This is a genomic window from Nocardioides islandensis (assembly GCF_015352455.1).
Classification (GTDB): Bacteria; Actinomycetota; Actinomycetes; order Propionibacteriales; family Nocardioidaceae; genus Nocardioides; species Nocardioides islandensis.
The window spans coordinates 285,022-297,908 of the sequence record NZ_JADKPN010000002.1 but is presented as its reverse complement, the minus strand read 5'-3'; the positions used below and the strand labels follow the sequence as shown (position 1 = coordinate 297,908).

At 72.0% G+C, this 12,887-nt stretch carries 11 protein-coding genes; 7 read left to right on the top strand and 4 right to left on the bottom strand.

All coding sequences use genetic code 11. From position 1 onward, the window contains the following. Positions 1–49 precede the first annotated feature (49 nt). The 6 genes from ISU07_RS06920 (at position 50) to ISU07_RS06895 (ending at position 8,375) form a co-directional block, all read left to right on the top strand. The gene (locus ISU07_RS06920; protein WP_194706021.1) at positions 50–1,456 is read left to right on the top strand and encodes an amidase; all 1,407 of its coding nucleotides are present in this window, start codon (positions 50–52) and stop codon (positions 1,454–1,456) included. Positions 1,457–1,849: 393 nt separating this feature from the next. After that, positions 1,850–2,539, top strand: coding sequence for an MOSC domain-containing protein (locus ISU07_RS06915; RefSeq protein WP_194706020.1), 690 nt, complete (start codon positions 1,850–1,852; stop codon positions 2,537–2,539). Between the two features lie 577 nt (positions 2,540–3,116). Then, positions 3,117–3,785, top strand: a complete 669-nt coding sequence (locus tag ISU07_RS06910) for a lysophospholipid acyltransferase family protein (protein ID WP_194706019.1) — start codon at positions 3,117–3,119, stop codon at positions 3,783–3,785. A 95-nt stretch (positions 3,786–3,880) separates the two neighbouring features. Further along, a complete protein-coding gene (locus ISU07_RS06905; protein WP_194706018.1) occupies positions 3,881–5,971 on the top strand; it encodes a hydantoinase/oxoprolinase family protein in 2,091 nt (696 codons plus the stop codon). Next, complete coding sequence (locus ISU07_RS06900) at positions 5,968–7,881, top strand: hydantoinase B/oxoprolinase family protein (protein WP_194706017.1); 1,914 nt, start codon at positions 5,968–5,970, stop codon at positions 7,879–7,881. Before ISU07_RS06905 ends, ISU07_RS06900 begins: the two co-directional genes overlap by 4 nt. Further along, entirely contained in the window at positions 7,878–8,375 is a 498-nt protein-coding gene (locus tag ISU07_RS06895) for a nucleoside deaminase (RefSeq protein WP_194706016.1), read from the top strand. Before ISU07_RS06900 ends, ISU07_RS06895 begins: the two co-directional genes overlap by 4 nt. Position 8,376: 1 nt before the next feature. Here ISU07_RS06895 and ISU07_RS06890 read toward each other — a convergent pair whose 3' ends face one another. The 3 genes from ISU07_RS06890 to ISU07_RS06880 form a co-directional block, all read right to left on the bottom strand. After that, positions 8,377–9,888, bottom strand: a complete 1,512-nt coding sequence (locus ISU07_RS06890; protein WP_323742472.1) for a multicopper oxidase family protein — start codon at positions 9,886–9,888, stop codon at positions 8,377–8,379. Then, positions 9,885–10,340, bottom strand: coding sequence for a hypothetical protein (locus ISU07_RS06885; protein WP_194706015.1), 456 nt, complete (start codon positions 10,338–10,340; stop codon positions 9,885–9,887). The genes ISU07_RS06890 and ISU07_RS06885 overlap by 4 nt, the downstream gene beginning before the upstream one ends. Positions 10,341–10,427: 87 nt before the next feature. Beyond that, positions 10,428–10,718, bottom strand: coding sequence for a hypothetical protein (locus ISU07_RS06880; RefSeq protein WP_194706014.1), 291 nt, complete (start codon positions 10,716–10,718; stop codon positions 10,428–10,430). Between the two features lie 89 nt (positions 10,719–10,807). Here ISU07_RS06880 and ISU07_RS24720 point away from each other — a divergent pair, with 89 nt between their 5' ends. Then, on the top strand, positions 10,808–11,869 hold the full coding sequence (locus ISU07_RS24720; RefSeq protein ID WP_323742471.1) for a helix-turn-helix transcriptional regulator: 1,062 nt from the start codon (positions 10,808–10,810) through the stop codon (positions 11,867–11,869). Between the two features lie 2 nt (positions 11,870–11,871). On the opposite strand, the gene ISU07_RS06870 is transcribed toward ISU07_RS24720, so the two are convergent. Next, positions 11,872–12,873 (bottom strand): cyclic nucleotide-binding domain-containing protein, encoded by a 1,002-nt coding sequence (locus tag ISU07_RS06870; RefSeq protein ID WP_194706013.1) that lies wholly within the window; start codon positions 12,871–12,873, stop codon positions 11,872–11,874. Between the last annotated feature and the right edge of the window lie 14 nt (positions 12,874–12,887).

The window sequence follows — 12,887 nt, the reverse complement described above, 5'->3', positions numbered from 1 at the left end:
TCGTTGCAACGACGCCAAAGGGGCAGGAACGACGCCAAAGCACGGCCGCATGACCGACCTCGGCGTCCACTCCACAGCGCGCGAGATGGTCAGGGCGATCGCGAGCCGGGAGATCACCTGCTCGGAGCTGATGGACCTGCACCTCGAGCGGATCGCCGAGCGCAACCCCCAGCTCAACGCCATCGTCAGCCTCGACGAGGAGCGGGCGCGCGACGGGGCCAGCGAGGCCGACCGGACGCCGTACGACGAGCGCGGGCCGCTGCACGGGCTGCCATGGGCGTTCAAGGACACCCACGACGTCGCCGGGTGGCTGACGACGTACGGCTCGCCGCTGCTGCGCGACAACGTCCCGGACCGCGACGAGCTGGTCGTCGAGCGGATCCGGAAGGCGGGGGCGGTGCCGATCGGCAAGACCAACGTCCCCGAGTTCGCGGCGGGCAGCCACACGTTCAACACCGTCTTCGGGACGACCCTCAACCCGGTCGACCCGACGAGGTCGGCGGGCGGCTCGAGCGGGGGAGCGGCCTGCGCGCTGGCGGCCGGCATGGTGCCGCTGGCCGACGGGTCCGACATGGGTGGCTCGCTGCGCAACCCGGCGTCGTTCTGCGGCGTGGTCGGGCTGAGGCCGAGCCGCGGGAGGGTCCCCGCCTGGCCGAGCGCCAACCAGTGGGAGGCCCTGGGGATCTCCGGGCCGCTCGCCCGCAACGTCGGCGACCTGGCCCTCCTGCTCTCGGTGATCGCCGGGCCCGACCCCCGCGTGCCGCTGGCGCTCGGCGACCCCGGGTCGGCCTTCGCGCCGCCGATCGCGGGCAGCCTCAAGGGCCTCCGGGTCGCGGTCTCGCCGGACCTCGGTGGCTTGATCGAGGTCGACGCCGAGGTGGCCGCCGCGGTCGAGGCCGCCGGCCGGACGATGGCCGCGGCCGGTTCCCACGTCGAGGCCGACCAGCCCGACCTGACGCTGGCCGAGGACACCTTCCGCACCTTGCGCGCCTGGGTCTTCCAGGCCGGCTTCAAGGACCTGCTCGCCGACCACCCCGACGAGTTCAAGCCCTCGCTGGCCGACAACATCCGCGCCGGCGAGGGCCTGACCGGCGCCGACGTCGCCCGCGCGTACGAGCAGCTCACCGCCGTCGGCGAGACGGCCCGGTTGTTCTTCGAGCGGTACGACGTCCTGCTGCTGCCCACCTCGCAGGTGCCGCCGTTCCCGGCCGACCAGGAGTACCCCGCCGACATCAACGGCCGGCCGATGACGACGTACCTCGACTGGATGCGGTCGGCCTACCTCATCACGGTCACCGGGTGCCCGGCCATCTCCATGCCGGGGGCCACGACGCGCGACGGACTGCCGATCGGGGTGCAGCTGGTCACCGCGCACGGCACCGACCGGAGGCTGCTCGAGGTGGCCGCGGCCTACGAGAGCCTGGATTTCGAGACGCGCCGCGGCGCCCGTCGCTGACGCTCCGGTCGCAGCCGGACGCTCCTCAAATAGGTGAAGGGCCCCGGCAGTATGAGTGCCAGGGCCCTTCGGTGACCGCCGTGGTGACCCAGCGATCGCCCCACGTCCGCTCCGACCCCGTCCCGCCGTCACCCGCGGTCCGCGACGACCGAAGCCGCCGTACAGGTCCTCACTTCTGTGAGACCCGAACCTCCCGGAGGAAGTTCGTGAGGAGAGTTCTATGCGGTCCGAGGAGGGGTGCGCAAGAGGGAATCCCCAACTATTTCAGGGAAATCCTGTCCGTCCACAACCTTCGGCGTGTCGTCCACAAGCACACCCACTTCCTCCACAGGTGGCCCACCTTCGTCCACAGCCTCGGCCGGCGATCTGTGGAGCGCCTCTAGGCTGGCCGACGTGCCCATCACCGTCGCCGCGATCCGCCGGTACCCCGTGAAGTCGATGGGCGGCGAGGCGTTGCGGCGGGCCGAGCTGGACGCGCGAGGGCTGGTCGGGGACCGGCGGTACGCCGTCGTGGACGGTGACGGGAAGCTGTCGTCGGGCAAGGACAGCCGGCGGTTCCGGCGACGCGACCAGGTCTTCTCGTACGTCGCCGCCACCACGCCCGACGGGAGGGTCGAGGTCCGCCGCGACGACCACTCCTGGCTGGTCGGCGACGACGCCCTCGACGCCGAGCTGAGCCACACGTTCGGCGACCCCGTGCGGGTGCTGGCGGAGGCGGAGACGCCGTACTTCGACGACGGGCCGGTGTCGCTGGTCGGCAGCGCCTCCCTCGAGTGGTGCCGGCGCGAGCTCGGCGTCGACGCCGACCCGCGACGCACCCGCACGAACCTGGTGCTGGAGACGACGGAGCCGTTCGTGGAGGAGAGCTGGGCCGGTCGGAAGCTCCTGGTCGGGTCCGTCGAGCTCGTGGTCGACCGCCGTCTCGAGCGGTGTCGGATGGTGGACCTGGCCCAGGACGGCGTGGCCACCACGACGCCGATGCTCAAGGCGCTCGGACGGGCCCGCGAGGTGTGCCTGGCGATGCTCGTCGACGTCGCGACGCCCGGACACCTCGAGGTCGGCGACGTGGTCACCGTCAGCTGATCGTCCACAGCGCCGACCCCGCCTCTGTGGAGGACGGCGGCGGACCTGTGGACGAGTGAGGGCTCGCTGTGGAGGACCGGCCGGAACCGAGAATTCCCCCATTTTTCTTGGGGATTCCTCTTGCGCGTGGGTTCCCGGAGGCCATAGAACTCTCCCTACGCGATCCCTCCGGGGAGAGCGGGATCGGCCGGAAGGCGAAGGTCCACACCGCGGTCGCAAGACCGGCGGCGGCAGCAGGGTGACGAAGCTGCTGGGACTGGAGACGGATGGCTGGTCGATCGGAAGCGTCACCGGTACCGGTCACCTGAAGGGCCCTTGCGACTCATACTCGCGAGGGCCCTTCACCTTTGTCGTCTTCGCCTCGCTTCGCTCGGCATGTCCGGCGCGCTCGTCACCCCCGGTCTTCCTCCTCGACTCGCTCGCTGCGCTCGCTTCGCTCGTCGTGCAGACCGGGGGCGCGCGCCGGACGAATTCTGTGGTTGCGGCCTGGAGCGGCCTGGAGCGGCCCGGAGCGGCCCGGAGCGGCTTGTTGCGGACCGGGTGATGTCCCGGCCGAGTGCCGCGACACAATGGCCGGGTGTTCTACGAGGTGGTGCACTCGGCGGTCCCGCCGCTCCTCAAGGCGATCTGGCGACCGACGGTGCTCGGGGTGGGCAACGTGCCCAAGCACGGCGGCGTGCTGCTCGCCAGCAACCACCTGAGCTTCGTCGACAGCGTCGTGATCCCGTCGGTGGCGCCACGGCCCGTCGCGTTCCTCGCCAAGTCCGACTACTTCAACGGCACCGGCATCAAGGGGGCTGCGCAGCGGGCGTGGTTCGAGGCGCTCGGGATGCTGCCGGTCGACCGCGACGACACCCAGGCGGCCATCGACAGTCTCGACACCGCGCTCGAGGTGCTCGGCAAGGGCGAGGCTTTCGGCATCTACCCCGAGGGGACGCGCTCGCGCGACGGTCGCCTGTACCGCGGCCGCACGGGCGTCGCACATCTCGCCCTGACCGCCGGCGTTCCCGTCGTACCGGTCGGGCTCCAGGGCACCGACAAGATCCAGCCGGTCGGTTCGAGGTTCCCCAAGCTGGCCAAGGTGACGGTGAAGTTCGGCCGGCCGCTCGACTTCACCGGTCGCGCCGATGGCGTGCCGCTCGGCCGGGCGCGGCGCGAGGTCACCGACGAGATCATGGCCGCCATCCAGGCGCTCTCCGGCCAGGAGCCGGCCGGCGTCTACAACGACCGCGCCCCCGAGGTCTAGGTCGCCGCGACCGACCCGGTCCACCACCCGAGGCCGGAAGACTCGGCAATGGTTGCCGTCGCTCGTGCTGCGCACGCCCCAGCACACTGGTGGCCATGACGCGCAGGATCCGCATCGGCATCGACACCGGCGGCACCTTCACCGACGTCGTCGCCTTCGACGAGGACTCCGGCGAGCTGGTCACCACCAAGACGCCGTCGACGCCCAGCAACCCGGCCGACGGGTTCATGTCGGGCATCGACAAGGTGCTCGACCTGCTGGGACTCCCGCAGGGCGACGGCGACCCGATCAGCGCGGTCAGCCACGGGACCACGGTCGCCACCAACCAGCTCCTCGAGGGCAAGGTCGACCGGCTCGGCTACATCACCACCGAGGGCTACGAGGCGATGCTCGAGATCGCCCGGCAGTCGGTGCCCGACGGCTACGGCAACTCGTACTTCTGGGTCAAGCCCGACCGGATCGTCCCGCGCCACCTGGTCAAGGGTGTCGGCGGCCGGCTCGACTTCACCGGCGCCGAGGTGCGGCCGTTCGACGAGGACGGCGCGCGATCGGTGGCGCGGTGGTTCAAGGCGCAGGGGATCACCACGCTGGGTGTCTGCTTCCTGCACGCCTACGCGAACCCGGAGCACGAGGAGCGGATGCGGGCGGTCCTCGCCGAGGAGCACCCGGACGCCGTGGTGTCGCTGTCCAGCGAGGTGCTGCGCGAGTACCGCGAGTACGAACGCGCCATGACGACCCTCGTCGACGCGGCCGTGAAGCCCCGGCTGTCGGCGTACGTCAACAACATCAAGGGACGCCTTGCCGAGTACGCCGGCGAGCGGCGCGTCCCGTTCTACGTGATGAAGTCGAACGGCGGCGTGCTGTCGGCCGACGAGGTCGTGCACCAGCCGATCACCACCGTGCTCAGCGGGCCGGCCGCCGGCGCGCTCGGCGCCGCACTCATCGCGCAGGTGGCCGGCTTCGACCGGGTGCTCACCAGTGACGGGGGAGGGACGTCGACCGACGTGAGTGTCGTGATCGACGGCGAGCCGACGCTGACGACCGAGGGCTCGGTCGGCGCGTACCCGTCCAAGATCCCGATGATCGACGTCGTCACCGTCGGGGCGGGCGGCGGCTCGATCGCGTGGCTCTCCCCCGAGGGCACGCTCAAGGTGGGCCCGCAGTCGGCGGGCGCCGACCCCGGCCCGCTCTGCTACGCCAAGGGCGGCACCGAGGTCACGATCACCGACGCCCACGTCGTGCTGGGCCGGATCCCGCCGCACCTGCTCGGCGGCGAGATCCCGCTCGACGTGGTCGCGGCGTGCGACGGCCTCGAGGCGCTCGCCTCGAAGCTGGGCCTGACGCCCGAGGCCTGCGCCACCGGCATCCTGGAGATCTCGGCGTGGAACCAGGCCAACGCCCTGCGTCAGGTCACCGTCAAGCGGGGCCTCGACGTCCGTGACTTCACGCTCACCACCTTCGGCGGCTCCGGCTCGCTGCTGCTGTGCCGGCTGATGGACATCCTCGGCATCCCGACGGTGCTGGTGCCGCCGAACCCCGGCAACGTCTCGGCGTTCGGCCTGCTCACCGTCGACGTGAAGAACGACTACGTGCAGACGCACGTCTCGCTGGCCGAGCGGCTGGACGCGGGCGTCGTGACGGCGGCGTACGACGCCCTCGCCGCGCAGGCGGCCGAGGCGCTGTCCAAGGAGGGCTTCACACCCCAGCAGCACGTGTTCCAGCGGACCGCGGACCTGCGGTACTTCGGGCAGGCGTTCGAGGTCCGGGTGCCGGTGCCGGAGGGTGCGCTCGACGCCCGGTCGCTGGCCGCCGTCGCGGACGCCTTCCACGCCGAGCACCGTGCGCTGTACGGCTACGACTTCTCCGGCGACGCCTCGCAACACGTCGAGTGGGTGAACCTGCGGGTGTCGGGCATCGGGCCGATCACGCGGCCGGAGATCCGTTCGGTGGTTGAGGTGCGAGGAGCGTCAGCGACGAGCCTCGAAACCACCCGGCCCGTGTGCTTCGACGCCGACACCGGGTACGTCGAGACCCCGGTCGTGCCGCGGTCCGACCTGCCGCCGGGCTCGACGCTGACCGGGCCGGTGATCGTCGAGGAGTTCGGGTCGACGGTGCCGATCCATCCCGGCTTCGACGTCCGCGTCGACGAGTACCTCAACCTCATCGTGACCAGGAGTGACTCGTGAGCCGGCGTGCCCCCACCCAGTTCCCGTTCGGCTCCCTCACCGACGACGCCGGCGCGAGCGCCGACCCGGTGCTGGTCGAGATCGTCCAGGGATCGCTGGCCAGCGTGGAGATGGAGGTCGAGACCGCCATCGCGCGCACCTCCCGCAGCCCGATGATCCGGGACGCCCACGACTTCCGCGCGGGCATCCACGACCGGCTGCTGCGCAAGCTCACCGGCCGCTCGTACTCCGCCCTCGTCCACCCCGTCGCCCGCGACTTCCCGATCGAGGAGATGCGCGAGGGCGACGTGTTCTTCCACAACGACGTCTACCGCTCCGAGGGCGGCATCGGCCACCTGCCCGATCTCTGCGTGACCGTCCCCGTCTTCTCGCACGGGAAGGTGGTCGCGTTCGTGCAGGCCTTCGGCCACCACGACGACATCGGCGGCGCGGTCCCGGGCTCGATGCCGAGCCACGCGACCAGCGTCTTCGAGGAGGGCCTGATGGTCCCGCCGATCCGGCTGTGGGACGCAGGCAGGCCCAACAAGGCGGCGCTGTCGATCATGACCCGCAACTCCCGGATGCCCGAGAGCCTGGCCGCCGACCTCGACGCCGAGTGCTCGGCCTGCCTGATGGGTGCGCGCCGGCTGGGCGAGCTCTTCGACCGCTACGGCGTGGACGTCGTGGAGTCCTGCTTCGACGCGATCATCGACCGCACCACCACGACGTACCGCCGCGAGATCCTGAGCAAGATCCCGGTCGGGTCGTGGGTGTGGGAGGACTACGCCGAGCACGACGGCGTCGACGAGCCGATGCTGCACACCCAACGCATCACGCTCACCCGCACCGGCCCGGACGACCCCGATGGCGAGCGGATCATCCTCGACTTCGACGGCACGTCGGCGCAGGCGAAGGGACCGATCAACCACTGCGGCGACTACAGCGACGGCGTGTTCCTCAAGAAGTGGCTGGCGCCGATCCTGCGCAACCTCGCCGACACCCCCGAGCGGATGGCCGAGCTCGACGTCAACGAGGGCATCGTGCCGCTCATCGAGATGCGGTTCCCCGAGCCCGGCACGCTGCTGACACCGGTCTTCCCGGCGCCGACCAACGCCCGCACGTTCGTGATCCTGCGGCTGCTGGGCGTCCTCGCGGGTGTGGTGGCCAAGGCGGTCGACGGGCGGATGCCGGCGGACCAGGAGACGATCCGCTACACCGGCGTGTACGGCGAGGACCTCGACGGCCGCTCGTACCTCATGCGCGAGGTGCTCGGCGGCGGCTCCGGCGGCCGCTACTACGCCGACGGGGAGGACACCATCCACGTCGTGCCGGACTCGCGGAACCTGCCGACCGAGTTCACCGAGGCCCGCTTCCCGTTCCGCGTGGAGTCGCTCGGCCTCGCGATGGACTCCGGCGGCGCGGGGGAGTACCGCGGCGGGCTGGGGTACGAGAAGCACATCCGGATGCTCAAGGACGCCCACTTCATGTCGATCGCGGACCGGTCGATCCTCGCCTGCTGGGGCGTGAAGGGCGGACTGGCCGGCCAGCCGTTCCAGGTCACCATCGACCCCGGCGGACCGCGCGAGCGGGAGGTCGACGCACTTGCCGACGCCGAGCCGGTCGAGGCCGGCGAGGTGATCCGCATCCGCACGACGGGTGGTGGCGGCTGGGGCGACCCGCTCGCGCGCGACCCCGAGCTCGTGGTGCGCGACGTCGTCTGGCGCAAGGTGTCCGCGGACGCCGCGCTGGCGTCGTACGGCGTGGTGCTCACCGGCTCCGTGGAGGCGGACGACCTCGGGTACGACGCCGACGCGACGGCCGCCGCGAGGGCCGCCCGGCCGGCGGCGAGCGACGCCTTCTTCGACCGCGGCCCCGGGTACGCCCGGCTGGCCGACGGGGCCGCCCACGCACCCGTGGACGTGCTGGCATGACCCGGCCCGACGACCAGCACGAGGACGATCTCACCTACCTGCGGCGGGCCGTCGACCTGGCTCGCGAGGCGTACGACGACGGCGACGAGCCCTTCGGCTCGGTGCTGGTCGACGCGAGCGGCGAGGTCCGCTTCGAGGACCGCAACCGCACGAAGGACGGCGACCAGACCCGTCACCCGGAGCTGGAGGCCGCACGCTGGGCCGCGACCAACCTGACGCCCGAGGAGCGTGCCGGGTCGACGGTCTACACCTCGGGCGAGCACTGCGCGATGTGCTCGGCGGCGCACGCGTGGGTCGGCCTGGGGCCGATCGTGTACGCCGGGTCGACGGCGCAGCTGGTCGTCTGGCGGGCCGCCTGGGGCCTCCCGCCCTCGGCCGTCCTGCCGTTGCCCGTCCAGGAGGTCGCGCCCGGCATCGAGGTGCGCGGGCCCTTCACCGAGCTCGAGGACGAGCTGCGCGAGCTGCACCGGGCCCAAGCAGAGCGGAGTCGATAGCTCACTCCGGCGTGTTGCCGGTGTCGTCGCCCGCGCGGTAGGGCTCGGTGACGTTGCTGTACATCAGGTGCGCCACCAAGCCCTGCGCCGCGTGCTTGAGGTTGTGGCAGTGGTCCATCCAGATGCCCGGGTTGTCGGCGACGAACGCCACCCGCAGCGTCTCGCCGTCGTCGACGTCGAGGGAGTCGACCCACCACGGGCTCCCGGTGGCCTCCTCGCCGTCGCGGGAGAGCACCACCGCGTGGTGGCCGTGGAGGTGCATCGGGTGCACCTCGCCGCTGTGGTTCTCGATCTCGAACACGACCACGTCGCCCTCGTCGACGACGTACATCGGGATGTCCGGCCACAGGTGCCCGTTGATGGACCACCAGAAGCCGGGCTTGCCGTCGAGGAAGCCGGGGCGGCGGCCGATGGAGTACCGGAACGTCCGGTCGGGCGCCGAGGCGTCGAACGGGAGCGCGGTCGGCGAGCCGTAGGACAGCATGTCCAGCTCGTCGCGCGGCTGCGGCGCCCGGCCGGGGTCGTCGTCCCCGACGACGAGCGCCGTCGAGCCGATCTGGATGCGGGCCGGCGCGGTGACCTCGAGGTCGTAGCGGCCACCGGCCGGCACGGAGACGCGCTTGCCCTCCACGGCCGTCGGCTCGTTCACCTCGCGGCCGTCGACGGCCAGGACGCGGTACGGCGCGGACGACCAGGCCTGCACGGCGCCGTTGTCCGTGTTCACGACCCGCACGCGGGCGACCGCGCCGGGGGAGGCGCCGAACGTGACGACACCCTCGTCCCCGTTGAGCGTCCGCGTCCCGGCGTACGTGTGCGTCACCGCCATCACGTCCACCGCGCTCGGCCGCCCGCGGGGGTGCACCACGAGCGGCCCGTACAACCCGCGGAGCACCTGGGTGTGCGAGACCTGGTGCGAGTGGTACCAGTAGGTGCCCGGGTCGTCGACGACGAAGCGGTAGACGTGGTCCTCGCCCGCCCCGATCGCGTCCTGGGTGACGCCGGCGACGCCGTCCTCGGCGTTCGGGACGTCGACGCCGTGCCAGTGGACCGAGATGCCGTCCTCGACGTCGTCGTTGTGCACCCGCACCTCGACCAGGTCGCCCTCGGTCGCCTCGATCAGGGGGCCGGGCGAGGTGCCGTTGAACATGTACCCCTCGACCGTGCGCCCCGACGCCAGTGTCACGGTGCCTTGCGACGCGGTGAGGTCGACGGTGACGTCCGCGGGCCGGCCGGGGTCGGCGACGAGGTCGGCGACGCTGACCATGCCCGGCATCCCGGACATGTCGTGGCCGGACCGATCGGCGAGCCCCATCGTGTCGGGCCCGCCGCCGAGGTCGACGTACCCCATGTCCATGACGGAGTAGGACCCCGGCATCCGGCTGCCCCACCACATCACCGCGAGCGGCACGAGGACGGCGAGCGTGGCCGCGGTCGCGACGATCGTGCGCAGGTGGGTGCGCAGGTACGTCGCGACCCGAGGCCGAGGGTTCTGCTGCGGTGCTTCCTGGCTCACGCCGCCACGGTGGTGGCCGGCGCGCCGACCTCGGCGGCCTTGGCCTGCCGGGAGGCGAACCCGGCGGAACCGGCGAGGATGAAGGCGTTGAGCCCGTGGATCAGGCCGATGTACGGCGCGTCGTGGGCGAGGATCCCGGCGAACACCTGGACCACGATCGAGGCGAGCACGATGCCTGCCCACTTGACCGCGCCGTCGAACTTCGCGAAGAAGGAGATGACCAGGAGGGCGATGCCCAGCAGCGGGATGATCATCATCCCGTTGATGCCGTGGACCATGAAGCCGACGACCCCGGTGAAGCTGAGGTCCTCGTCCTCCATGGCGGCCTTGTCGACGACGTTGCCGTCGTCGATGTACTTCCCGAGGCCCGCCACCGCGAAGACGATCATCATCGCCTGGATGACCACCTCCGCCGCGATGATGACGGCCAGAATCCGGTACGCCTTGATCATGAGACCCCCTTGGTCGGACGTGTGCGCGATCAGGATGCCGTCTCGGACGCTCGTTGTCGCGCATTTAGTCCTGGCCCGACGAGTGCCTCACCAGGACTGGCGGCCCACGACCTCGAGCAGGTCGGGCCCACGATGGCTGCTCAGCTGCTCCCGGGACTGCGGCGTCCGGAGGATCTGCTCGAGGCGTCCCCGGAACTCGGTCGCCGCCGTCTCGTCGTCGAAGTCGAGGATCACCTGGACGTCGTGCGGGTCGCCGGCGCTGCGCAGCACGCGGTAGGACCGGACGGCGTGCTCCTCGCGGAACCGCTCGAACTTGTCGAAGGCGGCCCTCCAGCTGTCGTAGTCGCGGACGGTGTTCTGGATCTGGAGTGCGTACATGGCGAGGACTGTGCGCCCACCGCGCAGGGTCGGGACATCCCCCGTGCTGGGGATCCTCGCGTCCGCGACGCGGCCCTACGCTCGGAGACGTGGTCTCCCGGACGAGCGTGCTCGACCGCGTCGAGCGCATCGGCGCCGCGGGCCTGACCGCGAAGGCCTACCGCGAACGGGTGCTCGCCGAGGTGCGGACCGTGCTCCCGTACGACGGCCACGTCTGGCTGCTGACCGACCCGGCGACCCGCGTGGGCACCTCACCGCTCGCCGACGTCCCCGGCCTCGCCTTCCCGGACCTGCCGCGCTTGGGCCGGCTGCGGTACCTCACGACCGTCAACCGCTGGGACCGGCTGCTCGACGAGGGCCGCGCGGCCGCGACGCTGCTCGCCGCGACCGGCGGCGACCTGTCCGCCTCGCTGCTCTGGCGCGAGTGCCTCAGCGGCTTCGGCGTCAGCGACGTGGCGACGGTCGTGTGCGCCGACCGGTTCGGCTGCTGGGCCTGGCTGGACCTGTGGCGCACGGGCGGGGCGGCGTACGCCGCCGCGGACGCGGCGTTCCTCGCCGAGCTGGCGCCGGTGCTGGCCACGGGACTGCGCGAGGCCGTCGCGCGCACGTTCGTGGACGACGCCGAGGCGCTCGACCTCAGTGGGCCGGCGGTCGTCGTCCTGAGCCCTGCCCTGGTCGTGCGCAGCCAGACGGCGTGGGCGGCCGAGGCACTCTTCGCGCTGAACCCGCCCGACGACCCGGTGTCGACGGTGCCGGCGGCGGCGTACAACGTCGCGGCGGCCCTCGTCGCGCAGGAGGCGGGCGCGCCGGTCGGCGAGCCGCGGGCGCGGGTGCACCTCGGCTCGGGACGATGGGTCACCCTGCGCGCCGACCGCATGACCCCGACCGGCGTCGAGGAAGGCGACGTGGTGGTGACCATCGAGGTGAGCACGCCCGCCGAGCGGCGCGAGGTCTTCGCGCTGGCGCACGGGCTGACGCCGCGCGAGCGCGAGGTGCTGGCCGAGGTCTCCCGCGGGTCGGACTCGCACGCCATCGCCGGACGGCTGTTCGTCTCCGAGCACACCGTCCACGACCACGTGAAGGCGGTGCTGGCCAAGACCGGCACGGTCTCGCGCCAGGTGCTGCTGTCCCGGATCGCCGGGGCCGCCTGACCCTAGGAGGTCGCCTCTCGGCGCTGGCCGGACGCGATGGCGGCCAGCGCCGCCGGGTCCAGGTCGTGCTGCGCCACCACGACCACCCGGCAGCGGGTCGCGGCCCGCAGCGTCGCGGTCCGGCGCCCGCCCTCGAGCGCCGCGTGGACGCCCAGGACCGCTCCCGGCCCGACCTCGGCGACGACCTCGCCGTCCACCTCGACGTCCAGCATTCCGTCGAGCACGAGGAACAGCTCGTCGCCCGTCTCGTGCTGCTGGACGAGGGCCTCTCCCGCCGCCAGGTCGCGGCGCCGGATGCCCTGGGAGCCGTGGATGAGCAGCCCGGACAGCTCGCGCTCGAGCTCCGACTCCGCGGCGGCGATGACCGCCGGCGAGTCCTCGCCGCCCCACGGGCTGTTGGCCGCGTGCGACTCGCGCCACCAGCGCTCGAAGTCGATCGCCCCGCTCTTCTCCACGAGCACGCCGTCGTCGTCGTAGATCCAGTGCCGGGGGAAGGGGCTGGCGCCGGTGAGCCGGTGCTCGGAACGCCCGTCCGAGTAGATCGTCAGCTGGAGCGTCGTCCACGCCGAGGCCGAGGCCACCTGGAAGAACGGTTTGCCTCGCACCCGCCGGGGCGCCGGCAGGCCCATCCGGCCGCCGGCGGTCTGCGCGAACCTGACCCATCCGGGCCCGATCTCGGGCTCCTGCTGGATCAACGGGTACGTCACGCCGGGGAAGGCGACCGTCTTCGGGCCGATGGTGACGCGGGTGGCGCCGATCAGCGCACCTCCGGAGTAGCCGGTGGCGACGATCCGCCCGCCGTCCACCTCGATCCAGGCGCGCAGCCGGTTGGCCTCCCGGAACCTGTTGGCCTCGCGCCACGCCTCGAGGTCCCCGTCCGCGAACCGGTCCGGTGGCGGCGCGTCGTAGTGGGTGACCCCGAGCTCGAACGGCAGCTTGGGCATGCCCTCGATCGCCTCCGAGGGGATCCACGTCACCGCCGTCACCGACTTCTCGATCCTCATGGCGCCGAGCATGA